The organism is Pseudomonas sp. H1_D05, from assembly GCF_054682705.1.
In genome coordinates this window covers 3,269,049-3,291,879 of record NZ_CP162825.1, presented here as the reverse complement: position 1 = coordinate 3,291,879, position 22,831 = coordinate 3,269,049, and the positions used below count along the sequence as shown (strand labels likewise).

General features: G+C 60.2%; 23 protein-coding genes. 18 read left to right on the top strand and 5 right to left on the bottom strand.

The window, feature by feature from the left end:
* Window positions 1-70: 70 nt before the first annotated feature.
* The gene (locus AB4O11_RS14800) at window positions 71-766 is read right to left on the bottom strand and encodes an OmpA family protein (RefSeq protein ID WP_093438801.1); all 696 of its coding nucleotides are present in this window, start codon (window positions 764-766) and stop codon (window positions 71-73) included.
* A 199-nt stretch (window positions 767-965) separates the two neighbouring features.
* On the opposite strand from AB4O11_RS14800, the gene AB4O11_RS14795 reads away from it, so the two are divergent.
* From AB4O11_RS14795 to AB4O11_RS14780, 4 genes are all read left to right on the top strand, one after another.
* Window positions 966-1,463, top strand: a complete 498-nt coding sequence (locus AB4O11_RS14795; RefSeq protein ID WP_099758176.1) for a DUF6231 family protein — start codon at window positions 966-968, stop codon at window positions 1,461-1,463.
* A 4-nt stretch (window positions 1,464-1,467) separates the two neighbouring features.
* On the top strand, window positions 1,468-1,944 hold the full coding sequence (locus AB4O11_RS14790) for a YchJ family protein (RefSeq protein ID WP_095049121.1): 477 nt from the start codon (window positions 1,468-1,470) through the stop codon (window positions 1,942-1,944).
* Window positions 1,945-2,058: 114 nt separating this feature from the next.
* The gene (locus AB4O11_RS14785; RefSeq protein WP_460127302.1) at window positions 2,059-2,553 is read left to right on the top strand and encodes an LEA/WHy family protein; all 495 of its coding nucleotides are present in this window, start codon (window positions 2,059-2,061) and stop codon (window positions 2,551-2,553) included.
* A complete protein-coding gene (locus AB4O11_RS14780; RefSeq protein WP_034154967.1) occupies window positions 2,550-2,753 on the top strand; it encodes an SEC-C metal-binding domain-containing protein in 204 nt (67 codons plus the stop codon). Before AB4O11_RS14785 ends, AB4O11_RS14780 begins: the two co-directional genes overlap by 4 nt.
* A gap of 233 nt (window positions 2,754-2,986) precedes the next feature.
* Here the strand turns inward: AB4O11_RS14780 and AB4O11_RS14775 are convergent, their stop codons facing one another.
* A complete protein-coding gene (locus AB4O11_RS14775) occupies window positions 2,987-3,544 on the bottom strand; it encodes a cysteine hydrolase family protein (RefSeq protein ID WP_460131094.1) in 558 nt (185 codons plus the stop codon).
* Between the two features lie 146 nt (window positions 3,545-3,690).
* Here AB4O11_RS14775 and AB4O11_RS14770 point away from each other — a divergent pair, with 146 nt between their 5' ends.
* The 11 genes from AB4O11_RS14770 (at window position 3,691) to pdeM (ending at window position 17,976) form a co-directional block, all read left to right on the top strand.
* Window positions 3,691-4,335: a glutathione binding-like protein gene (locus AB4O11_RS14770; RefSeq protein WP_460127300.1), complete on the top strand. Its 645-nt coding sequence runs from the start codon at window positions 3,691-3,693 to the stop codon at window positions 4,333-4,335.
* A 191-nt stretch (window positions 4,336-4,526) separates the two neighbouring features.
* Complete coding sequence (locus AB4O11_RS14765) at window positions 4,527-6,977, top strand: penicillin acylase family protein (RefSeq protein WP_460127298.1); 2,451 nt, start codon at window positions 4,527-4,529, stop codon at window positions 6,975-6,977.
* Between the two features lie 521 nt (window positions 6,978-7,498).
* Window positions 7,499-8,533, top strand: coding sequence for a ligase-associated DNA damage response exonuclease (locus AB4O11_RS14760; protein ID WP_460127296.1), 1,035 nt, complete (start codon window positions 7,499-7,501; stop codon window positions 8,531-8,533).
* Window positions 8,530-10,218, top strand: a complete 1,689-nt coding sequence (locus tag AB4O11_RS14755) for an ATP-dependent DNA ligase (RefSeq protein WP_460127294.1) — start codon at window positions 8,530-8,532, stop codon at window positions 10,216-10,218. The genes AB4O11_RS14760 and AB4O11_RS14755 overlap by 4 nt, the downstream gene beginning before the upstream one ends.
* 223 nt (window positions 10,219-10,441) lie before the next feature.
* Complete coding sequence (locus AB4O11_RS14750) at window positions 10,442-11,224, top strand: transporter substrate-binding domain-containing protein (RefSeq protein ID WP_008083900.1); 783 nt, start codon at window positions 10,442-10,444, stop codon at window positions 11,222-11,224.
* A gap of 56 nt (window positions 11,225-11,280) precedes the next feature.
* A complete protein-coding gene (locus AB4O11_RS14745) occupies window positions 11,281-12,009 on the top strand; it encodes an ABC transporter permease (protein WP_093436331.1) in 729 nt (242 codons plus the stop codon).
* Entirely contained in the window at window positions 12,006-12,716 is a 711-nt protein-coding gene (locus AB4O11_RS14740) for an ABC transporter permease (protein WP_093436336.1), read from the top strand. Before AB4O11_RS14745 ends, AB4O11_RS14740 begins: the two co-directional genes overlap by 4 nt.
* Before the next feature lie 28 nt (window positions 12,717-12,744).
* A complete protein-coding gene (locus AB4O11_RS14735; RefSeq protein ID WP_099758172.1) occupies window positions 12,745-13,863 on the top strand; it encodes a succinylglutamate desuccinylase/aspartoacylase family protein in 1,119 nt (372 codons plus the stop codon).
* A 13-nt stretch (window positions 13,864-13,876) separates the two neighbouring features.
* Window positions 13,877-14,641 (top strand): ABC transporter ATP-binding protein, encoded by a 765-nt coding sequence (locus AB4O11_RS14730; RefSeq protein ID WP_460127292.1) that lies wholly within the window; start codon window positions 13,877-13,879, stop codon window positions 14,639-14,641.
* 192 nt (window positions 14,642-14,833) lie between these two features.
* Window positions 14,834-17,323, top strand: coding sequence for a ligase-associated DNA damage response DEXH box helicase (locus tag AB4O11_RS14725; protein WP_460127290.1), 2,490 nt, complete (start codon window positions 14,834-14,836; stop codon window positions 17,321-17,323).
* Window positions 17,320-17,976: a ligase-associated DNA damage response endonuclease PdeM gene (gene pdeM / locus AB4O11_RS14720; RefSeq protein ID WP_093436351.1), complete on the top strand. Its 657-nt coding sequence runs from the start codon at window positions 17,320-17,322 to the stop codon at window positions 17,974-17,976. Before AB4O11_RS14725 ends, pdeM begins: the two co-directional genes overlap by 4 nt.
* Before the next feature lie 46 nt (window positions 17,977-18,022).
* On the opposite strand, the gene AB4O11_RS14715 is transcribed toward pdeM, so the two are convergent.
* Together AB4O11_RS14715 and dcd are read right to left on the bottom strand one after the other, a co-directional pair.
* Window positions 18,023-18,232, bottom strand: coding sequence for a hypothetical protein (locus tag AB4O11_RS14715; RefSeq protein WP_093436355.1), 210 nt, complete (start codon window positions 18,230-18,232; stop codon window positions 18,023-18,025).
* Window positions 18,233-18,339: 107 nt separating this feature from the next.
* Window positions 18,340-18,906 carry a dCTP deaminase gene (dcd, locus tag AB4O11_RS14710; protein WP_093436360.1) on the bottom strand — a complete coding sequence of 189 codons (567 nt, stop codon included), beginning with the start codon at window positions 18,904-18,906 and terminating at the stop codon, window positions 18,340-18,342.
* Between the two features lie 354 nt (window positions 18,907-19,260).
* On the opposite strand from dcd, the gene AB4O11_RS14705 reads away from it, so the two are divergent.
* The gene (locus tag AB4O11_RS14705; RefSeq protein WP_002554837.1) at window positions 19,261-19,470 is read left to right on the top strand and encodes a cold-shock protein; all 210 of its coding nucleotides are present in this window, start codon (window positions 19,261-19,263) and stop codon (window positions 19,468-19,470) included.
* Between the two features lie 118 nt (window positions 19,471-19,588).
* Here the strand turns inward: AB4O11_RS14705 and AB4O11_RS14700 are convergent, their stop codons facing one another.
* Window positions 19,589-20,596 carry a DUF481 domain-containing protein gene (locus tag AB4O11_RS14700; RefSeq protein ID WP_093436364.1) on the bottom strand — a complete coding sequence of 336 codons (1,008 nt, stop codon included), beginning with the start codon at window positions 20,594-20,596 and terminating at the stop codon, window positions 19,589-19,591.
* Window positions 20,597-20,761: 165 nt separating this feature from the next.
* Between AB4O11_RS14700 and AB4O11_RS14695 the strand changes: the two genes are divergently transcribed.
* Both AB4O11_RS14695 and AB4O11_RS14690 read left to right on the top strand, forming a co-directional pair.
* Entirely contained in the window at window positions 20,762-21,115 is a 354-nt protein-coding gene (locus AB4O11_RS14695; RefSeq protein ID WP_116254533.1) for an MGMT family protein, read from the top strand.
* Window positions 21,116-21,158: 43 nt separating this feature from the next.
* Window positions 21,159-22,718: an AmpG family muropeptide MFS transporter gene (locus AB4O11_RS14690; protein WP_093436370.1), complete on the top strand. Its 1,560-nt coding sequence runs from the start codon at window positions 21,159-21,161 to the stop codon at window positions 22,716-22,718.
* Window positions 22,719-22,831 lie beyond the last annotated feature (113 nt).

The following is a 22,831-nucleotide window of genomic DNA, read 5'->3' as shown; positions in this document are numbered from 1 at the left end:
GGCCCATACCGGTTACACAGGAGTAAAGACCCGCATCCGCGACTGCACAAGCCGCGGATGCGAGAGGGGCTTAACGCTGGATTTTGATTTCGGTACGACGGTTTTGTGCGCGACCGTCAGCGGTTTTGTTATCGGCCACTGGTTGGCTTTCACCCATGCCGGACACCGAAACGAAGCTGGCGCGTGGCACACCCTGCTGGATCAGGTACTCCACCACCGAGTGCGCACGACGATCCGACAGTTTCTTGTTGTAGGCATCGCTGCCCACGCTGTCGGTGTGACCGGTCACAGTCAGTTGCGCCGTCGAGGATTCCTGTTTCAGGCGGGTGGCGACCTTGTCGAGCACTTGCTTGTCAGGGCCGGTCAGCGTGGCTTTGTCGAACTGGAAGTGCACATCACGGATAACAATGGTTTCTTCCTTGACCACTACAGCTTCTTCGACCACGGGTGCAGGCGCTGGTGGAGGGCAACCGTCAGCGTCGACCTGTACGCCTTTAGGCGTGCCCGGGCACTTGTCGCGACTGTCCGGCACGCCATCGCCGTCTTCGTCGCCATCGCCGTGAACCCAGCAATAGGCCGCTGCCGTGCCACCGACCAGCAACGCACCGTAGCCGGCCCATGCCGAACTTTCGGTTGCGCCGAGACCGGCACCGACGACACCACCGACCGCCGCACAGGTCGGCCAGTCGGTTTTCTGCAAACCTGCGCAACCAGTCAACACACTGGTTAGCAGAATCAAAGGTAATGCTGTCCGAACTATGCTCATCTGGTTTTCTCCTGAGGGATCGGCTTAGAACCGATTCAGGGAGTAAAGACCGGAGTTTTAATCTCCGCCAGCAATAGGCCACCGCTGTTTGCGAGCCTGTTCACAGGACTTCGGCACATTTACCCGAAACGGGCGGAACAGGGCGCTTTGCCGCCACCGTCAGGCAGGCTAGTCTTGGCGGTCTGATTGAGGAGCTTCGATGAACGTCGCCATTTCTTCCCGCACGCCGCAACAGGCGTTAGCCGCTTTGCTGGATCGCTACGCCCCGGCGCGGCTGTTGCTGATCGGCGCCAGCGAATTTCCAGCCCTGAGCGCCTTTAAAGAGGCACATCCAGACACCGTCGTCGCCCATGCGGCGCCGGGCGCATTGCCCGCCGAACTGGCAGCACAGCGTTTCGATCTGGCGCTGGTGGTCGATTGCCTGGAACATTTGCCCAAACGCGATGGCCTGAACTTGTTGGGCGGGATTCGCAATCTCAACGCCAGCCGCATCGCCGTGCTGGCGGATCTGGCGGCCAGCGGCTGGCAGGAAACCGACTTCTATTCACTGGCGCTGCAAGCCAGTGAATGTTTTCAACGCGACGATCAAGTGCTGACCCTGTTCACCTATGATCTGCTTGAATACAAACAAGTCCCCGACTGGCTCAACTCACGGTTCTGGGCCAATCCGGAAAACTTCGGGAAATACTGGTGGTAATGCAATGAGTACAGCCATTTGCCCGTGCGGCAGCGGCAATCTGTTGGAGGCCTGCTGCGGCCATTATCACGACGGCCATCCGGCACCGTGCGCCGAAGCGCTGATGCGTTCGCGCTACAGCGCCTATGTGCTGGGGCTGATCGACTATCTGGTGGCGACCACCCTGCCCGCCCAGCAAGCGGGCCTCAATCGCCAATCGATCACCGACTGGAGTGCGCAGAGCACCTGGCTCGGCCTTGAAGTCGAGAGCTCGGAAGTCTTCGGTGGCCAGCCGGAACACGCTTTCGTCACCTTCACCGCGCGCTGGCATGACGGTCAGGGCGAGCATAGCCATCGCGAGCGTTCGTCGTTCGTGCAGAACGCCGGGCACTGGTACTTCATTGATCCGACGGTGCAATTGAAGCTGGGGCGCAATGACAGTTGCCCGTGCGCCAGTGGGCAGAAGTTCAAGAAGTGCTGTGCGGGATATTTCGGCGCTTAAGATCAAAAGATCGCAGCCTGCGGCAGCTCCTGCACAGGATTTGCGCTTCGCCTGTAGGCGCTGCCGCAGGCTGCGATCTTTTAGCGGCTAGACTGCCAGCAAAGGGAGAAAACCATGCTCGGTCGCTGGCGCACACTACATTTTCTGTTTTTGATGCTGATCCTGAACCTCGGCGGTTGCGCGTCGTGGTTCAGCGATGACAGCGTCGACCCCGCCGTGCATCTGGTGAAAGTCGAAGTGGTGCGCGCCAAATTGCTTGAACAGAAATTCATCCTGCACTTTCGCGTCGATAACCCCAACGATAGCGACCTGACCGTGCGCTGCCTCGAATACCGCATTCATCTGGCCGACATACTGCTGGCCGAGGGTGAGCATGAACACTGGTTTACGGTCGGACCAAAACGCAGTGCCTACTTCAAAGTGCCGATCCGCACCAACCTGTGGCCCCGGGTAAAAGATGTGGTGAAAATGCTGAAAAGCTCGAATCAACAGATTCCCTATCGCTTGCAGGGTGAGATGGAAACCGGTTTATTCATCGCTCACTACGTGCACCTTGAGCGCAATGGCGTGATAATCCCCGCCGATTTAATTCCGGAGCAACACCGATGACCCAGCAACCTCATGTCCATGGCCCTGACTGCAACCACGATCATGACCATCATCACGAACATGACCACGGCCACGTTCACGGCCCGAACTGCGGCCACGCCCACCAGGAACCGGTGCGCAACGCCCTGAAAGACGTCGGCCGCAACGACCCGTGCCCATGCGGCAACGGCAAGAAATTCAAGAAGTGCCACGGGGCGTGATGCCCGGGGCGAAGACCCTCTTCGCCTGACCTGCCGCCTTCGCGAGCAAGCTCGCTCCCACAGTCAATCGAGTTCCTCCAGTTGGAATGCAATCCCTGTAGGAGTGAGCCTGCTCGCGATGAGGCCGGCACATCCAACATCGTCGTCGCCTGAACGGGTTTCTTCAGTTGCAATGCGTTCCCCTGTGGGAGCGAGCTTGCTCGCGAAGGGGCCGGCACATACGGTGAAGTTTTTCAGCCGGCCACCAGAATCTGTGCAGAACTGACTACCGTCGCATACTCCCCCTGCAAATTCCCCAGCGACATTCCGTGCACCTCGTCCGCCGTACGCAATGTGCCGAAATAATCGGCCTTGTCGAAGGTGAAACAGGCATCCTCCGCCACCCACGCATCAAACCCCAGATTCCCCGCCGTGCGCGCCGTCGATTCCACGGAGTTGTTAGTGGCCACGCCGACAATAACCAATTGCCCGATCCCCGCCTCGCGCAACCGCGCCTCTAACCCGGTGGCACAAAACGCATCCGGCACCTGTTTCTGAATCAGCCATTCGCCGTCCTGCGGCAAAAACCTCTCCTGAAACTCCACGCCTTCCTGCTCCGGCCAAAACACCGAATCCGGTTCACGCGACAGATGCTGCACATGAATCACCGGCCTTGTGCTACGCCGCCACAGCCCCAGCAGATCAAGGATTCGCTGCTCAGCCTGAGGATTATTTCTTCGCCCCAAACGCGGCTGCAGGATGCCTTTTTGCTGGTCGATGATGATCAGTGCAGCGTTGGCCTTAAGCTCCATGGCGATTTTTCTCATGCAGAGTCATTGAATTCTGCGCAGTTCAGCATCACCTCTTCCTACTAAGCAAGCTATCGAACGCACACGGGACGACCTGACGCCGGCGTTTGCTGTCCGCACGCAAGTCCATTTCTGCTTTGGAGTTCTCCATGATCGACCTGTATTACTGGACCACCCCCAACGGCCACAAGATCTCTCTGTTCCTCGAAGAAGCCGGCCTGCCGTACAACGTGCACCCGATCAACATCGGTCAGGGTGAGCAGTTTCAGCCACACTTTCTGAAAATCGCCCCGAACAACCGCATCCCGGCCATCGTCGATCATGAACCGGCCGATGGCGGCGAACCGTTGTCGCTGTTCGAATCCGGGGCGATTCTTTTGTATCTGGCGGAGAAGACCGGGAAATTTCTGCCCCAAGACCTGCGCGGTCGGCAAACGGCGCTGCAATGGCTGTTCTGGCAAATGGGCGGACTGGGGCCGATGGCCGGGCAGAATCACCACTTCAGCCAGTTCGCCCCGGAGAAAATCCCCTACGCGATCAAGCGCTACATCGACGAGACCGCGCGGTTGTATGGCGTATTGAACCAGCAACTGGCTGATAACGAATTCGTCGCCGGCAGCGAATACAGCATTGCCGACATGGCGATCTATCCGTGGATCGTCTCGCACAAATGGCAAAGCCAGAACCTTGAAGACTTCCCGCATGTGCAGCGCTGGTTCAACCGCATCAAGGATCGCCCGGCGACGGTGAAGGCCTACGCGTTGGTGCAAAAAATCAATCCACCGAAGGCTTGATTGAACGGCAAAAGATCGCAGCCTTCGGCATCTCCTACAGGGGAATGCATGCTTATGCAGGAGCTGCCGCAGGCTGCGATCTTTTCCATTCGACAGAAATACGCAAATAACCCCCGCCCCCGCTTGCGCGGCCACCTCCTGCTCACTAACGTAGCGCCTTTACTGACGCTACCCCCCGCAGGAGCTTTGCCATGGCCTCGCCAGCCCTCACACATTTTCTTCCCCGGTTCGGCGTTGCCGCAGCAGTGGCCGGTGTTTTGGGCCTGTCCGGTTGCCAGACCTGGAATGCTCAGGACACCCTCCCGCCGACCTCCGGCGTGCAACCGCTCAAGGGTCTGGCGCAGAACGTGTCGGTACGTCGCAATGCCATGGGCATGCCGCTGATCGAGAGCAACACCTTCCACGACGCACTGTTCAGCCTCGGTTACGTCCACGCCAGCGATCGCATCAACCAGATGGTGACCTTGCGCCTGTTGGCGCAGGGCCGTCTGGCGGAAATGTCCGGCGCGTCAATGCTCGACGCCGACCGCTACATGCGCGCGGTCAATCTGAAGAAAAGCGCTGGCGAGCTGTACAAGGCTTCGTCGCCACGCCTCAAGCGCTTCTTCGAAGTCTATGCACGAGGGGTCAACGCCTACCTGTTCCGCTACGCCGACAAGCTGCCGGGCGACCTCGCCTCCAGCGGCTACAAGCCTGAGTATTGGAAGCCGGAAGACTCGGCGCTGATTTTCGCCCTGCTGAATTTCAGCCAGTCAGCCAATCTGCCGGAAGAGATTTCCTCGCTGGTGCTGGCGCAAACCGTCACCACCGACAAACTCGCCTGGCTGACGCCGTCCGCGCCTGACGAAAACCTGCCACTGGCCGAGGCCGACAAGCTGCAAGGGCTCAAGCTCAACGGACAAATTCCCGGCCTGACCGAACTGAGCAACGCCAGCCAGCAACTGTCGGCGCTGAACCTGCTCGGCACCCCGTCTTCGAACAACTGGGCGATCGCCCCGCAACGCAGCCGCAGCGGCAAGAGCCTGCTGGCCAGTGACGCCCATGGGCCGCTGGCCGCGCCTTCGCTGTGGAGTTTCGTGCAGATCCGCGCACCGAAATATCAGGCCGCCGGCGTCACCGTTGCCGGTCTGCCGATGGTCCTCGGCGGTTTCAACGGCAAAGTCGCGTGGAGCATGACCAGCGTGCTCGGCGACAACCAGGATCTGTTTCTGGAAAAAATTCGCCGTCAGGGCAGCAGCCTGACCTACGAGGTCAACGGCAAATGGCAGCCGCTGGGCGTGCGCAACGAAACCTACCTCGTCAAAGGCCAACGGCCGATTCGCGAAGCGGTGTACGAAACCCGCCACGGCGCATTGCTCAACAGTGCTCAGGCGGCCGCGCAAGGCAGCGGTTTCGGCCTGGCCTTGCAGACCCCGAGCTTCACCGACGACAAGTCGCTGGATGCGTTTTTTGATCTGACCCGCGCGCAAACCGTTGAACGCGCTTCCGACGCGAGCCGCGAGATCCGCGCCATCGCCCTGAATCTGGTGTTCGCCGATGCGAGCAACATCGGTTGGCAGGTCACCGGGCGTTTCCCCAACCGCCGCGAAGGCGAAGGCTTGCTGCCGTCGCCGGGCTGGGAAGGTCGCTACGACTGGGACGGTTACGCCGACCCGATGCTGCATCCGTACGATCAGGATCCCGCGCAAGGCTGGCTCGGCACCGCCAACCAGCGTGTGATTCCTCACGGCTACGGCATGCAACTGTCGAACTCCCGGGCAGCGCCGGAGCGCGGCGAACGTCTGGCGGAACTGGCCGGCAGCAGCAAGCACGACAGCCGCAGCGTGATCGCCATGCAGTACGACCAGACCACCACCTTCGCCGCCAAGTTGAAGAAAGTCTTCGAAGCACCGGGCATGAAGCAGCCGCTGAAACAGGCGATCGATGCCCTGCCGGAAGCGGATCGCAGCAAGGCGCGCGAAGCGTTCACGCGGTTGATGGCGTTCGACGGCAAGCTCAGCCCGACCTCGGCGGATGCGGCGATCTACGAACTGTTCCTGCAAGAAAGCATGAAGCAGATCTTCCTCGATGAGCTCGGTCCGGAATCGAGTCCTGCGTGGAAGGCGTTTATCGCCAATGGTGATCTGTCTTACGCGGCGCAGGCTGACCATCTGTTGGGACGTGAGGACAGTCCGTTCTGGGATGACATTCGTACGCCGCAGAAAGAAGACAAAGCGCTGATTCTTGCCCGTAGCTTCGCGGCGGCGATCAGCGCTGGCGAGAGTCAGTTGGGCGGCGATCACCGCGCCTGGCAATGGGGCAAGCTGCACAGTTATGCCTGGAAGAACAGCAATGGACAGACTGTGCGCGGACCACTGGCGGCCGGTGGCGATCACACCACGTTGAACACGTCGGCGTTCGCCTGGGGTCAGGATTTCACCACGACGCGTGCGCCATCGATGCGTTTCATCGTCGACTTCGGCCAGGCTGAACCGCTGATGGGGCAGAACGGTACGGGGCAGTCGGGTAATCCGGTGAGTCCGAACTACCTCAATGGCATCGATGCGTGGCTGAAGGGGCAGTACATCGGCTTGCCGATGCAGCCGCAGAACTTTGACCGGGTCTACGGCAAGACCCGTCTGACGCTTACTCCCGGCAAATAGCTGTACATCAAAAGCCCCTCACCCTAACCCTCTCCCGGAGGGAGAGGGGACTGATTGGGGGATGCTTGAGTCATACGCAGACCTGAACGTGCACTGCCGAATCCAGAATCAACTCAGTTCGTGCCTTGCCGAATCCGTAATCGACTCGGTCTTTCAGGTCGATGTAGCTGGCCAGACACCTCAGTCGGCCCCCTCTCCCTCCGGGAGAGGGCTGGGGTGAGGGGCTTTTGATCTGGTCCAGAATCTGTGTTCGACTCGGTATTTCACGTCGGCGTAGCTCTCCCAGACACCGCGGTCGGCCCCCTCTCCCTCAGGGAGAGGGCTGGGGTGAGGGGCTTTTGATCTGGTCCAGAATCTGTGTTCGACTCGGTATTTCACGTCGGCGTAGCTCTCCCAGACACCTCGGTCGGCTCCCTCTCTCTCAGGGAGAGGGCTGGGGTGAGGGTTGCTCTTCAAAGTCGATAGAACTTCCAGCCCAGCGTCAGCCTCATAGCTAACAAGCCCCCCATTCTGGTAAGGACATGGACCTTGTTATCGCCCGCCCCGAGGGTTTGTACTGCCCTGCCGGAGATTTCTACATAGACCCGTGGCGCCCCGTCGAGCGCTCGGTGATTACCCATGCCCACGGCGATCACGCCCGTACCGGCAATCAGCACTACCTCGCCAGCAGCGCCAGCGAAGGGATTTTACGCGCGCGTCTGGGGCAGGACATCAACCTGCAAACCCTCGCCTACGGCCAGCGCCTGACGCACCACGGTGTCACCCTGAGTTTTCACCCCGCCGGCCACGTGCTCGGTTCTGCACAAGTGCGCCTGGAATACGGTGGCGAAGTCTGGGTCGCGTCCGGCGACTACAAGATCGAACCGGACGGCACCTGCGCCCCGTTCGAACCGGTGCGCTGCCACACCTTCATCACCGAATCGACCTTCGGCCTGCCGATTTATCGCTGGCAGCCCCAAGCGCAGGTGTTCAGCGAGATCAATCAGTGGTGGGCAGCGAACATCGCGGCCGGCAAGGCCAGCGTGTTGTTCTGTTACTCGTTCGGCAAGGCTCAGCGAATTCTCCACGGCATCGACGAAAGCCTCGGTCCGATCCTCAGCCACGGTGCGGTCGAGCCGCTGAATCGGGTCTACCGCGAGGCCGGCGTGTATTTGCCGCCGACGATCTACGCCGGAGAGGTGAAAAAAAACGACCCGATCATGCGCCAGGCCCTGGTCATCGCCCCGCCCTCGGCCGGAGGCAGCAGCTGGATGCGCCGATTTGGCGAGTTCAGCGACGCGTTTGCCAGTGGCTGGATGCGTTTGCGCGGCACCCGCCGGCGGCGCGGTGTCGATCGTGGTTTCGTGCTCTCCGATCACGCCGACTGGCCCGGCCTGCTCTGGGCCATCGAGCAGACCGGCGCGGAACGGGTGATGGTCACCCACGGCTCGATCGGCGTGCTGGTGCGGCATCTGCGCGAACAGGGTCTGGATGCCCAGGGTTTCAACACCGAATACGGCGATGACGAAGAAGAACACCTCGCCACCGAACCGACCATCGCAGAGATGCCCGCATGAAAGCATTCGCCGAACTGTACGCCGAACTCGACGCGACCACCTCGAGCAACGCCAAACTGGCGGCGATGCAAGCCTACTTCGCCCAGGCCGAACCGCACGACGCCGCGTGGGCGGTGTACTTTCTCTCCGGTGGCCGGCCCCGGCAACTGGTGCCGGTGAGAATTCTGCGCGAACTCGCCGTCGAGATCTCCGGCCTGGAACCGTGGTTGTTCGAGGAAAGCTATCAAGCGGTCGGCGACCTCGCGGAAACCATTTCGCTGGTACTCGCAGAAAACCCGCACAGCTCCGACGCCGGCTTCGCCGAGTGGATCGAAGACAAACTGCTGCCACTGCGCGGTGAGTCACCGGAATATCTGAACCGGCAACTGCCGGCCCTGTGGGCGCAACTGGATCGATCAAGCCTGATGCTGTGCATCAAATTGATCACCGGCAGTTTCCGTGTCGGCGTTTCGAAATTGCTGGTCACCCGAGCCCTGGCCTCGATGGCCGGGCTGGACAGCAAGCGTGTGGCGCAGCGTCTGGTCGGTTACACCGATCTGTCCAACCGGCCGAGCGCCGCCAGTTACCTGAAGCTGATTGCCCCTGAATCCAGCGATGAACATGCCCAGCGGGGTGGTCAGCCGTACCCGTTCTTCCTGGCCCACGCGTTGTCGCAACCGGTGGAAGAATTTGAAGCGCTGATCGGCCCGGCCAGCGATTGGCAGATTGAATGGAAATGGGATGGCATCCGCGCCCAAGTGGTCAAGCGAGAGGGCCGACTCTGGATCTGGTCGCGGGGCGAGGAACTGGTGACCGAGCGTTTTCCCGAACTGGAGGTCCTGGTACACGGTTTGCCCGATGGCACGGTGATCGACGGCGAAATCGTCGTGTGGAAAAGCACGCATCCGAGCACCGAAGACGCCTTTGATCCGCAATCGACCGAACCGCCAGCCGTGCAGTCCTTCGCCCTGCTGCAACAACGCATCGGCCGCAAGACCCTCGACAAGAAAATCCTCGAAGACGTGCCGGTGGTGGTGCTCGCCTACGACCTGCTCGAATGGCAAGGCGAAGACTGGCGCAACCAGCCGCAAGCGAAACGTCGGGCGCAACTGGAAGCGGTGATTGCGCGCTGCAACAGCCCGGTGCTGCTGGCCTCACCGGTGCTGACCGGCACTGATTGGTTGGACCTCGCCCGCCAACGCGAGTCCTCGCGGCGACTGGGTGTCGAGGGCATGATGCTCAAGGCGCGCGACGCGTTATATGGCGTCGGGCGCACCAAAGACATGGGCGTATGGTGGAAGTGGAAAGTCGACCCGTTCAGCGTCGATGCGGTACTGATTTACGCGCAGCGCGGGCATGGCCGGCGGGCCAGTCTGTATAGCGATTACACCTTTGCGGTGTGGGACGGCCCGCCCGATTCGAGTCAGCGCGCGCTGGTGCCGTTCGCCAAGGCGTATTCGGGGCTGACCGATGAGGAAATGCGTCAGGTCGACAGCATCGTGCGCAAGACCACGGTGGAGAAGTTCGGCCCGGTGAGCAGTGTGAAGCCGAGTCTGGTTTTTGAACTTGGCTTTGAAGGTATTGCCCTGTCACGCCGACACAAGAGCGGGATCGCGGTGCGTTTTCCGCGGATGCTGCGCTGGCGGCAGGACAAGACCGTGGATGAAGCGGATAGCTTGGCCACTTTGCAGGATCTGTTGGCCTGACCCCTTTTCCCGGGACAACACATGACGCGGCCACAAATCGGTGCACGCTTTGGGCAATGCCCATTTCCGGGCATTCAATCGCCCTCATCCCTCCCCGCCCAACCTTTTAAAACACTTGTTCGGGACTCTGGTTCGGAAATTGCTACTTTCTATAGGTCGTACGCGTTCCAGTAACAATAATTCTGCGCCACAAGCGCTCATATTGGTTCTTAGGGATTGAATAATGAAAAAAGCATTGCTGACCCTTTCTGCACTGGCGTTGTGCATGGCCGCTGGCTCCGCGCTGGCCAAGGAATACAAAGAGCTGCGCTTTGGCGTTGACCCTTCGTACGCACCGTTCGAGTCGAAAGCGGCCGACGGCAGCCTGGTGGGCTTCGACATCGACCTGGGCAACGCGATCTGCGCCGAACTCAAGGTCAAGTGCAAGTGGGTCGAAAGTGACTTCGACGGCATGATTCCGGGCCTCAAGGCCAACAAATTCGACGGTGTGATCTCGTCGATGACCGTGACCCCGGCTCGCGAAAAAGTCATCGACTTCTCCAGCGAACTGTTCTCCGGCCCGACCGCTTACGTGTCGAAAAAAGGCTCCGGCATCACCGCCGACGTTGCTTCGCTGAAGGGTAAAACCGTCGGCTACGAGCAAGGCACCATTCAGGAAGCCTACGCCAAAGCCGTGCTGGACAAGGCCGGCGTGAAAACCCAGGCCTATCAGAATCAGGATCAGGTGTACTCCGACCTGACCTCCGGCCGTCTCGACGCCGGTATTCAGGACATGCTGCAAGCCGAACTGGGCTTCTTGAAGTCGCCACAGGGTGCCGACTATGACGTCAGCAAGCCAGTCGACAACGAATTGCTGCCAGCCAAAACCGCTGTCGGTATTAAGAAAGGTAACACTGAGCTGAAGGCGCTTTTAGATAAAGGTATCAAAGCGTTACACGATGACGGCAAATACGCCGAGATTCAAAAGAAACACTTTGGCGATCTGAATCTGTACAGCGGCAAATAATGCCCCGGCGCCCATCCTCGATGGGCGCCTTTTCCATCCGCTCAGGTTGCTGATTTATGTTCGAAAACCTCTTACAAAATCTGGGGCTCTCCGCCTTCAGCCTCAAGGGCTTCGGCCCTTTGCTGTTGGAAGGCACCTGGATGACCATCAAATTGTCGGCGTTGTCGCTACTGGTGGCCGTGTTGCTCGGTCTGCTCGGCGCCAGCGCCAAACTGTCAAAAATTAAACTGGTGCGCCTGCCCGCCCAGCTCTACACCACGCTGATTCGCGGGGTGCCGGATCTGGTGCTGATGCTGCTGATTTTCTACAGCCTGCAAACCTGGCTGACGTCCCTGACTGACTACATGGAATGGGAATACATCGAGATCAACCCGTTCAGCGCCGGGGTGCTGACGCTGGGCTTCATTTATGGCGCGTATTTCACCGAAACCTTCCGTGGTGCGATCCTCGCCGTGCCGCGCGGTCAGGTTGAAGCCGCCACCGCGTATGGCCTCAAACGCGGCCAGCGCTTTCGCTTCGTGGTGTTCCCGCAAATGATGCGTTTCGCCCTGCCGGGCATCGGCAACAACTGGATGGTGATGCTCAAGGCCACCGCGCTGGTGTCGATCATCGGCCTCGCCGACCTGGTCAAAGCGGCGCAGGACGCCGGTAAAAGCACTTATCAACTGTTCTACTTCCTGGTCCTCGCCGCGTTGATCTATCTGCTGATCACCAGTGCCTCGAACTTCATCCTGCGCTGGCTCGAACGCCGCTACGCCGCCGGTGCCCGGGAGGCCGTACGATGATCGAACTTCTGCAGGAATACTGGCGCGCCTTCCTCTATACCGACGGCCAGAACATTACCGGGCTGGCGATGACGCTGTGGCTGCTCAGCGCCTCGATCTTCATCGGTTTCCTGGTGTCGATTCCACTGTCGATCGCGCGCGTCTCGAGCCACTTCTACATCCGCTGGCCGGTGCAGTTCTACACCTACCTGTTCCGTGGCACGCCGCTGTATATCCAGCTGCTGATCTGCTACACCGGGATCTACAGCCTGGCCGCCGTGCGTGCGCAGCCGCTGCTCGACAGTTTCTTTCGCGATGCGATGAACTGCACGATCCTCGCCTTTGCCCTGAACACTTGCGCCTACACCACGGAGATTTTCGCCGGGGCGATTCGCAGCATGAACCACGGCGAAGTCGAGGCGGCCAAGGCTTACGGGCTGACCGGCTGGAAACTGTATGCCTACGTGATCATGCCGTCGGCGCTGCGCCGTTCGTTGCCGTATTACAGCAACGAAGTGATCCTGATGCTGCACTCGACCACCGTGGCCTTCACCGCGACCATCCCCGACATCCTGAAAGTTGCGCGGGACGCCAACTCGGCGACCTTCCTGACCTTTCAGTCGTTCGGCATCGCCGCGTTGATCTACCTGACCATCACCTTTGCGCTGGTCGGCCTGTTCCGTCTTGCCGAACGCCGATGGCTGGCCTTCCTCGGGCCGACTCACTAGGCCCAGTTCAGGAATAAAGAGATAAAAAATGCGCCACCTGATTCATGACTTGCTGGCCCCGCTGCCGGGGACCGCACGACAGATCCACAGCTTCCACTTCGGCCCGGAGCAGGCCAAAGGCAAGGTCTACATTCAGTCCTCGCTGCACGCCGATGAATTGCCCGGCATGCTCGTCGCCTGGCACCTCAAACAGCGTCTGGCGGAGCTGGAAGCCGCCGGGCGCCTGCGCAGCCAAATCGTGCTGGTGCCGGTGGCCAACCCGGTCGGCCTCGAACAAGTGCTGATGGACGTGCCGTTGGGCCGCTACGAACTGGAGAGCGGGCAGAACTTCAACCGCTGGTTCGTCGACCTCAGCGAAGAGATCGGCAACGCCATCGAAGGCAAGCTGAACGACGATCCGCAACACAACCTCGAACTGATCCGCACGCATCTGCGTGACGCGCTCGCCCGCCAGACCGCCAGCACGCAACTGCAATCCCAGCGTCTGACCCTGCAACGGTTGGCCTGCGACGCGGACATGGTGCTCGACTTGCACTGTGATTTCGAATCGGTGGTGCACCTCTACACCACGCCCGAAGCATGGCCGCAGGTCGAACCGCTGGCGCGCTACATCGAAGCTCAGGCGAGCTTGCTGGCCACCGACTCCGGCGGTCAGTCATTCGACGAATGCTTCACCCTGCTGTGGTGGCAACTGAAGGAGCGCTTCGGCGAACACTTCGAGATTCCGCTGGGCAGTTTTTCAGTCACCGTCGAGTTGCGCGGCCAGGGCGACGTCACCCATCCGCTGGCCAGCCGCGACTGCCAGGCGCTGATCGATTATCTGATCCAGTCCGATGCGATTGTCGGCGAGACCAAATCGCAACCACCGTTGCCGTTCCCCGCTACGCCGCTGGCCGGTGTGGAACCGGTGACCACCCCGGTCGGCGGGCTGCTGGTTTACACCGCCACGGCGGGTCAATACCTCGAAGCCGGGCAACAGATCGCCGAAATCATCGACCCGATCCACGATCGGGTCACCCCCGTTCATTGCACCAGCGCCGGCGTGATGTACGCCCGCTCGCTGCGACGCATGGCCACTGCCGGCATGGTTATCGCCCACGTCGCGGGCGCTGAAGCCTATCGCAGCGGCTACCTACTTTCGCCTTGAGGATGTCTGTCCCATGTACAAACTGACCGTTGAAGGCCTGCACAAAAGCTATGGCGACCATCAGGTGCTCAAAGGCGTTTCGCTCAAGGCCAAGACCGGCGACGTGATCAGCCTGATCGGCGCCAGCGGCTCGGGCAAAAGCACCTTTTTGCGCTGCATCAACTTTCTCGAACAACCCAACGATGGCGCCATGAGCCTCGATGGCCGGGCGATCCGCATGGTCACCGACCGCCACGGCATGCACGTCGCCGACGCCGATGAACTGCAGCGCCTGCGCACGCGGCTGGCGATGGTGTTCCAGCACTTCAACCTGTGGAGCCACATGACCGTGCTGGAAAACATCACCATGGCCCCGCGCCGAGTGCTGGGTTGCAGCAAACAGGAAGCCGACGACCGTGCGCGGCGTTATCTGGACAAGGTTGGCCTGCCGGCACGAGTGGCCGATCAATACCCGGCGTTTCTCTCAGGCGGTCAGCAACAGCGCGTGGCGATTGCCCGGGCGCTGGCGATGGAGCCGGAGGTAATGCTGTTTGATGAACCGACCTCGGCGCTCGATCCGGAATTGGTCGGTGAAGTGTTGAAGGTGATTCAAGGGCTGGCCGAGGAAGGCCGGACCATGATCATGGTGACCCATGAGATGAGCTTCGCCCGTAAAGTTTCCAGCCAGGTGTTGTTTCTGCATCAGGGTCTGGTGGAAGAAGAAGGCGCGCCCGAGGATGTGCTCGGCAACCCTAAAAGCGAACGCCTGAAGCAATTCCTCAGCGGCAACCTCAAATAGCCATTAGTGCAAAACCCTGTGGGAGCGCGCTTGCTCGCGAAAGCATTCTGTCAGTCACATTGATTTTGAATGTTCCGCCGCCTTCGCGAGCAAGCTCGCTCCCACAGTGGACCTCCGCAGCCTACAAAAATCAAACTTGTCCGCCCGCCCCGTGGTCACTGGAAGAACCCCTCCAGAGCGCGCGCAGCCCGCATGGCGAAATCCTCCGATCTGGCAAAAATCTGGTTCAGCGCCCGCAACTGGAAGCCGTTCGCCTTTCAGAAACAGGTCTGGGCGGCGGTCAAAAACGGCCAATCCGGTCTGCTCCACGCCAGCACCGGTGCCGGCAAAACCTATGCGGTGTGGTTTGCCGCGCTCAATCGCTTCGCCAAACCCGCCGCTGTTGTTGAAAGCCCACGCAAGCGCAAACCACCGGCCGAACCACTGACCGTGCTGTGGATCACGCCCATGCGCGCCCTCGCCGCCGACACTGCGCGCGCCCTGCAAACACCGGTCGATGACCTGCAGATCCCATGGAGCATCGGCCTGCGCACCGGCGATACCAGCAGCAGCGAACGCGCCCGGCAGAGCCGGCGCCTGCCGACCACGCTGATCACCACCCCGGAAAGCCTGACCTTACTGCTCGCTCGTGCCGATGCGCAGGTGGCGCTGGCGAGTCTGCGCATGATCGTCGTCGATGAATGGCACGAACTGCTCGGTAACAAGCGCGGCGTGCAACTGCAACTGGCCCTCGCACGCCTGCGGCATTGGCAACCCGAACTGATCGTCTGGGGGGTGTCCGCCACTCTCGGTAATCAATCCCACGCCGAACAAGTGCTGATCCCACAGGGCGGCGGCATCAGCATTCAGGGGCAAAACGAAAAAGCGCTGAAGGTCGACACCCTCCTCCCACCGGCGATTGAACGTTTTCCGTGGGCCGGACACATCGGCCTGAAGATGCTGCCGCAAGTGGTCACCGAACTGGAGGCCTGCGCCAGCAGCTTGGTTTTCACCAATACCCGAGCGCAATCGGAAATCTGGTATCAGGCATTGCTGGAGGCGCGACCCGATTGGGCCGGGTTGATCGCTTTGCATCACAGTTCACTGTCTCGCGAGACTCGCGACTGGGTCGAACAGGCCTTGAAAGACGGGCACCTCAAAGCCGTGGTCTGCACCTCGAGCCTGGATCTGGGCGTGGATTTCCTGCCAGTCGAGCGCGTGCTGCAAATCGGCTCGGCCAAAGGCGTCGCGCGCCTGATGCAACGCGCCGGTCGTTCAGGCCACGCGCCGGGACGCACCTCGCGAGTAACGCTGGTGCCGACTCACAGCCTTGAGCTGATCGAAGCCGCTGCCGCCCGTGATGCCGTCGAACAACGGCGTATCGAACCACGCCAGTCACCGCACAAACCGCTGGATGTGCTGGTCCAGCATTTGGTCAGCATGGCCCTTGGCGGTGGATTTTTACCCGATGAGCTGTACGAAGAAGTCCGTGGCGCCTGGGCTTATCGTGACCTCACAGCTGCTGACTGGGCCTGGGCGCTGGCTTTCGTACGCCATGGCGGGATGTCTCTGACAGCCTATCCGGATTACCGCCGGGTCGAGCCAGACGAGCACGGCGTCTGGCGGGTGCCGGATGCGCGATTGGCGCGGCGCCATCGCATGAGCATCGGCACCATCGTCAGTGACGCGAGCATCCATCTGAAATTCTGGAGCAAGGGCGGCGGTGGCAAACAGTTGGGCAGTGTCGAGGAAGGTTTCATCGCACGGCTTAAACCGGGTGACGGTTTTCTCTTCGCCGGGCGTTTACTGGAGTTGGTGCGAGTGGAAAACATGACCGCTTACGTCAAACGCAGCACCGCAAAAAAAGCCGCCGTGCCGCGCTGGAATGGCGGGCGCATGCCGCTTTCCAATGAGCTCGCCGCCGCTGTCGTCAGTCGTTTCAGCGCGGCCGCGCAGGGTGAGTTTGTCGGGCCGGAAATGCACGCACTGCGGCCGTTACTGGAAACGCAGATGCGCTGGTCTGGACTGCCCACCACCGAAAACCTGTTGGCCGAGGTGCTGAAGTCCCGCGAAGGCTGGCACCTTTTCCTCTATCCCTTTGCCGGGCGCCAGGTGCATCTGGGACTGGCGAGCCTGTTGGCATGGCGCGTCAGTCAACGGCAGCCCGTGACGTTTTCCATCGCGGTGAACGATTACGGCCTGGAATTGCTCAGCGCCACGCCGATCGACTGGGCCGAGTATTTGAATGCCGATCTCTTCAATGCCGATGATTTATTAGCGGACGTTCTGGCCAGTCTGAACGCAGGCGAACTGGCCTTGCGCCGTTTTCGCGAGATCGCGCGGATTGCCGGACTGGTCTTCGCCGGCTACCCCGGCGCACCGAAAAGCACCCGACAGGTGCAGGCGTCCAGCGGACTGTTTTTTGAAGTGTTCAAACAATACGACGCAGATAATCTGTTGCTGGCCCAGGCCGGGGAAGAAGTCCTGCGAGAAGAACTGGATATTCGTCGCTTGGAACAGACATTGCAGCGGATCAACGGGATGAAACTGGACGTGCATCAGGTTAAACGTCCTACACCACTGGGCTTCCCGCTGCTGGTGGAGCGCATGCGCGAAAGCATGAGTTCGGAAAAACTCGCTGATCGCATCAGGCGAATGGTTGGTGATCTGGAGAACAGCGCCGACAAGGATAAATCCTCATGAGTTCAGGCTACCCGGTACGCCTGGCCGGCGAAGAACTATGGCTTTTGCCGGAAAAAGCCCTGTACTGGCCCGCGCAACAGGTCCTGCTGATTGCCGATGTGCATTTCGGCAAAGCGGCGGCTTACCGCAGTCTGGGTCAACCGGTTCCGCACGGCACCACGGCGAGCAATATCGCAGTGATTGATCGGCTGCTGGCGAAGCTGCCCTGCCGGTTATTGATCTTTCTCGGTGACTTCCTCCACGGGCCCGGCTCTCATGCGCCAGGCACGCTGGACGCGCTGGCACAATGGCGCGCGCGCCACGCTGATCTGCCGATGACACTGATTCGCGGCAATCATGACAAACGCGCCGGTGATCCACCTGAATCGCTGAATATCCGGGTGGTGCCGGAACCGCTGTTGCTCGGACCATTCGCCTTGCAGCACGAGCCTGATCCGCACCCTGAAAGGCACGTGCTGGCGGGTCACGTACACCCGGTCTATCGGCTGCGCGGCAAGGGTCGGCAAAGCTTGCGCCTGGCGTGTTTCAGGCTCGGCGAACGCCTCAGCCTGCTACCGGCATTCGGCGCCTTCACCGGCGGCTATGCGGTCGAGCGCGAAGAGAGTTGCAGGATTTTCGTCATCGGCGATAACGAAATATGGCCAGTCAGTTGAAGTCTTTGCAGACCTCATCTGACTGGCCATTGGTTGTCAATGCAGATCAGGCAACCGGTGCCGGTGGCGGCTCGTCCGGAAGCGTCGGTTCGCCAGGCTCGCTTGGTTGCTCGTTGGGAGTATCGGGATTGGGCTGTCCGGGAATTCCGCCGGCCATGCTCAGTGGCGGATGCGCCAACAAGGACCAGGCCAATACGCCAATCTGATTGGGCTCGAGCCTTGCCAGTTCGGCAGTGATTTGCGGATCGATCTTCATAGGGCACTCCTCGGCGAAGGCCCGTTTTGCCGAAAGCAAAAACGGGCAGTACACCCCATAGAGTGTCTGCCCGCCAAAGAATTCCCGCGATCTGTCGGATGGACCGATCAGGTGCGCGGCAAGGTCACGCCACGCTGGCCTTGGTACTTGCCACCGCGATCCTTGTAGGACACTTCACATTCCTCGTCGGATTCGAGGAACAGCATCTGTGCCACGCCTTCGTTGGCGTAGATTTTCGCCGGCAGGTTGGTGGTGTTGGAGAATTCCAGGGTCACGTGGCCTTCCCACTCAGGCTCAAGCGGCGTGACGTTAACGATGATGCCGCAACGCGCGTAGGTGCTTTTACCCAGGCAGATGGTCAGCACATTGCGCGGAATGCGGAAATATTCGACGGTGCTGGCCAGGGCGAAGGAGTTCGGCGGAATGATGCAAACGTCGCTGTGGACGTCGACGAAGCTGCCCGGATCGAAGTTTTTCGGGTCGACGATGGACGAGTTGATGTTGGTGAACACCTTGAAGTGATTGGTGCAGCGCACGTCGTAGCCGTAGCTCGATACACCGTAGGAGATCACTCGGCTGTCATCGCTGCCGCGCATCTGGCGCTCGACGAACGGCTCGATCATGCCCTGTTCCTGCGCCATGCGGCGAATCCACTTGTCCGATTTGATGCTCATGGCGGGGTGTCCTGAATAGCGAGGTGGAAAAATTCTGTCCGGCATCTTACCGGGCGCGCCGCCGGGTTCAAAGTGCGCGGTGCAATTCTCGCCGAACACCCATGAAATACGGGCTTTGGCGACGAACCGTCACACCGCCGATCCCGAAAACAGAGAAACCTTCGCAAGAAGCATTGGCACTTCTCGGAAACTGGGTTAAGGTGGCGTCACTGTGTTGCTTGTGTCACTGAGAATCTCTACACGATATGTTGAATTTCGATCCAACCATCTACAAGAATTTTTCCTGCTCTTTGCACTCAGTCTCGGCCAGGGTTCTTCCTGAGTCGCAGTTATCTTTGTTCAAGGAGTTACACCATGTCTAATCGCCAAACCGGTACCGTTAAGTGGTTCAACGATGAAAAAGGCTTCGGCTTCATCACTCCACAATCCGGTGACGACCTGTTCGTTCACTTCAAAGCTATCCAATCCGACGGCTTCAAAAGCCTGAAAGAAGGCCAACAGGTTTCTTTCATCGCTACCCGCGGTCAGAAAGGCATGCAAGCTGAAGAAGTACAAGTTATCTAACTTGTAGCCTCTTTAGAAAAGAGCCCCGCCCTTAAAAGCGGGGCTTTTTTGTGGGCGCCTGTTTTGTACAGGCAAAAAAAATCGCAGCCTGCCAGGGCTGCGATTTTTTGTGGGTGCCTTACCAGGCCACGCCAAACCCGGCGGTATAACGGGTCTTGTTCAGATCGGCATCGTTGGTGCCGCTGATGATGTCGCGTTCAGCCTTGAGGTTGAGCGACGCCCAGTCGGTGACCTTGTAGCGCAGCCCCAATTCAGCATCCAGCGCGTAATCGGCAACACCCGACAGCGGCTTGCCCACTTCACCGTTGGTGAAGAACTCGACTTTCTTGCCGATCAGGTAACGGTTGTAATCCCACTTCATCGCGACGGAATAGAAGTTGTCTTTGCTACCATCGCGATACTCGTAGTCGGTGCGGTTAAGCAGCGAGCCCAGCGAGAACGCGCCCAACTCGTCGTCCCAGAACTGGTAGCCAGGACCGGTACCGACCACACGCTGGCGTGCCAGCTCTTCGATGTGATCGCGCTTGTAGTTCAGACGGCCTTGCCAAAACCATTTATCGGTCAGGAAGCGGTCGAGTGCGTATTCGGCGCGCCAGTTGTCGGTGGTGGTCTCGTCGTCCTGCACTTCGCGGTTGTATTCACCCTCGGCGGTATGACGCCAGCGCCCATGCCGTGCTGTGGTCTTGAAGCCGACATCGTAGTCATCAGTGTCTTTCTCGGCGCGTTGATAATCCAGCGCCAGGTCGACATTGCCCTTCCACACCAGATCCTCGACCACCGGTTTCGGTTTGAGAATCTGCTGAATGCTCGCCAGCTCAACGGTTTTCGGCGCCTCACCGTTGGCCAGGGTGACCTTGCCATCTTCGGCAGCCGTCAGCGACTTGGACACTTCACCGCTGTAGGCATCCTGTTTGACCAGCAAGTGCTGATCACTGTCCAGCGTCTTGACCTCTTTCCAGTCAATGGTGACCGCACCGGCGTATTTGGTCTGGATCAACAGCTTGCCGCCATCGAACACGGTGATGGTGCCGCTCAACTTGTCACCGTTCTTCAACCAGACGGTGTCGGCAAGCAGGGGCGTGGACGCACTGAAAACAGCAAGGCACAGCAGGGATCTGGACAACATAAGCAAATCGAAGGCTCAAGTTTGCGAAAAAAGGTCGGCATTATCCGTAGGAATAAGACCCTGACAAGGACTGACCGGACTATTTCCGATGAGTTCATTTCTCAATTGCGCGATCACCGATTACTCTGAAAGCCATCAAACTGTTCATGCTCAGGAACCGCGCACGTGAAAGACCCGCTCGACAGCGTTGAAAACGATGCGCAAATCCGACGCACGGCGCTCTACTCGACGCTCGCCCAAGTGCCCGAAGGCAAAGTCGTCAGTTATGGTCAGTTAGCTGAACTGGCCGGGCTGGGGCGCGCCGCCCGCTGGGTCGGCCGCACCTTGAGTCAGTTACCCGGCGATACAAAGCTGCCCTGGCACCGTGTGCTGGGCGCCGGCGGTCGGATCAGCCTGCCGGTGGGCACCCCGTCCGGCGATGAACAACGGGCTCGATTGCGCATGGAAGGCATCACCGTCCTGAACAATCGTGTGGATATTCAGCGCCATGGCTGGCGTCCGGTAGAGCACAGCGGTTAGAGTGCGCGCTTTGTTTCCGCAATCTTGAGGCAGACTTCAGCCCATGCCCCGTAAAACCTGGCGCGCCGCGCTAGCCGCTTATGCCAGTCCTTCGACGCTCGTGCTGTTGTTGCTCGGTTTCGCCGCCGGCCTGCCGTACATGCTGGTGTTCTCTACGCTATCCGTCTGGCTGCGTGAAGCCGGTGTCGCCCGTGAAACCATTGGCTACGCCAGCCTGATCGGCCTGGCCTATGCGTTCAAATGGGTCTGGTCACCACTGCTCGACCAATGGCGCCTGCCTTTGCTGGGCAAACTTGGCCGTCGCCGTTCGTGGCTGGTGCTCTCACAAGCCCTGGTCATCCTCGGCTTGATCGGCATGGGTTTCTGCGACCCGCAAAAGCACCTGTCCTGGTTGATCGCCATTGCGGTTGTCGTCGCCTTCGCCTCCGCCACCCAAGACATCGCGGTCGACGCCTATCGCCTGGAAATCGCCGAAGACAACCGCCAGGCCGCCCTCGCCGCCAGCTATATGTCCGGGTATCGCGTGGCTGCACTGCTGGCCACCGCTGGCGCGCTGTTCTTCGCTGAGGGCTTCGGCTCCACTGGCTTCAACTATCAGCATTCGGCCTGGGCCGGCACCTACGCGCTGTTCGGTGCCTTGATGATTCCCGCGCTGCTGACCACGCTGTTCATGCGCGAGCCACCGGTGCCGCTACGCACTCAGTTGCAGGCCGGGCGTTACACCTTCATGCACCAACTGATGTCGGTGTTTGTGCTGATCGTGTTGCTGGTCTCGGTACCGGCGATGTTCACCCAGCTCTACAACACTGATTTCGCCAGCGTACTGTTCGGCGGCATGAGCCCGCTCGACCTGCTGCTTGAAGACCGCGCGTTTCTGCGCGCCATTCTGTATACGCTGCTGACCGGTCTGTGCCTGTCGACCATGGGCCGTCGCGGCCTCGCCCCGGTGCTGACGCCGGTCAACGACTTCATTCTGCGCTATCGCTGGCAGGCACTGCTGTTGCTCGGCCTGATCGCCACTTATCGAATGTCGGACACGGTGATGGGCGTCATGGCCAACGTGTTCTACATCGACCAGGGTTTTACCAAGGATCAGATTGCCAGTGTCAGCAAGATCTTCGGCCTGATCATGACGCTGGTCGGCGCCGGCATGGGCGGCCTGCTGATCGTGCGCTTCGGCATTCTGCCGATCCTGTTCATCGGCGGCGCGGCCTCGGCAGCCACCAACCTGCTGTTCGTCATGCTCGCCGACATGGGCCCGAACCTGCAGATGCTGGTGGTGACCATATCCCTCGACAACTTCAGTTCCGGCCTGGCGACGTCGGCGTTCGTTGCCTACCTGTCGAGCCTGACCAACCTGAAGTTCTCGGCCACGCAATACGCGCTGCTCAGCTCGATCATGCTGCTGTTGCCGCGCCTGATGGGCGGCTATTCCGGGGTTCTGGTGGAGAAGTTCGGTTACCACAGTTTCTTCCTGATCACCGCCCTGCTCGGTGTGCCGACTCTGCTGTTGATCGCCCTGCACTGGTTCCAGGAGAGCCGCCGCCAAGGCCCGACGCCAACGCCCGAGCCTGTGCCGACACCGGTCGCAGAAGAATCGTAAGACGTTTCGGCAACGGCGGGAGGAATCTCGCCGTCGTGCCTCCCTACTGACCTCACGCCTGTACGTCGGCAAAACTCGCCGGTACACTGCGGAGTCATTTCCAGTCATAGCAA